Source organism: Vibrio sp. Vb0667 (genome assembly GCF_033391095.1).
This window is the reverse complement of record NZ_JAWPOL010000364.1, coordinates 1-1,079: the sequence shown is the minus strand read 5'-3', so window position 1 is coordinate 1,079 and position 1,079 is coordinate 1. Positions and strand designations below refer to the sequence as shown.

The 1,079-nt window shown below is 43.2% G+C and carries 1 protein-coding gene; it reads left to right on the top strand.

From position 1 onward, the window contains the following. The first annotated feature begins 217 nt into the window (after positions 1-217). On the top strand, positions 218-937 hold the full coding sequence (locus R8269_RS25945) for a tRNA1(Val) (adenine(37)-N6)-methyltransferase (RefSeq protein ID WP_318223005.1): 720 nt from the start codon (positions 218-220) through the stop codon (positions 935-937). Positions 938-1,079 lie beyond the last annotated feature (142 nt).

The following is a 1,079-nucleotide window of genomic DNA, read 5'->3' as shown; positions in this document are numbered from 1 at the left end:
ACGAAAGACTCATCATTTGGCAACCTTTAAGAAAAAAACACCATATTAATTTAGTTTTCAAACTTAAAAGCAGTGTATCTAACTAGATCAAAAGAACCGTACAGTTCTTTATCTCGATCAATTAACCATACAATTTAATAACCAACAAAACAACAATCTATACAAATAAGAAACAATAGCGAATTTCACTTAAATATTGAGCAGATAAAAAACAATCATGAAGAGCGGAAAATTTCAAACTAAAGGCTTCAAGTTTAAGCAGTTTTGTATCGAAGGAGGCGAAAGTGGCATGCCGGTGAGTACCGACGGCGTGATGCTTGGCGCGTGGATGGAAAGTCCGAGCCCTGCCCATATCTTGGATATCGGGACAGGAACAGGGTTACTCGCTTTGATGTGTGCTCAACGCTTTCCTGACGCAAAAATTACCGCCGTTGACATCGAAACCACAGCGGTTGAAGCCGCAAGCCACAATTTTTCGCACTCGCCGTGGCACGACCGACTCTCAGTTCAGCATACCGATGTTTTGATTTTTTCGCCGCCGCAACGCTTTCAACGCATTGTTTGCAACCCACCCTATTTCAACACTGGTGAGCAAGCTAAACAAAGCCAGCGAGCAACCGCAAGGCATACCGACTCCCTACGCCATGATGCGTTGCTTAATTGTTGTTATCAGTTGCTAGATACAGAAGGAAAAGCCAGCTTTGTGCTGCCAATCACCGAAGGGGAGCTATTTATTGAACTAGCATTAACCCAGGGTTGGGCTCTATCTCGACTGTGCCGCGTGCAACCATCGGAAAAGAAACCCGTGCACCGTTTGCTGTTTGAACTGGCAAAGCAACCTTGCGATACTCAAGAGTCACATTTGATCATTCACTCATCAGACGGTTACAGCGATGATTTTGTCCGCTTAACCCACGAGTTTTATCTTAAGATGTGAAATAACATGTGATCCTTATCACCAATCACTTTATAATGTGCGACCTTTTTATATTCTATGCTGCTTTGGCGAACCATTAACCAAGCTTTGCTTGTGGAGAACTCATTGTGATCAGAACCTTTGCTGAACTTGATCTAGACCA

What these genes read in the sequence shown, in the direction of transcription:
- R8269_RS25945 (WP_318223005.1), top strand. Translation starts at nt 218, where the DNA reads ATGAAGAGCGGAAAATTTCAAACTAAAGGCTTCAAGTTTAAGCAGTTT.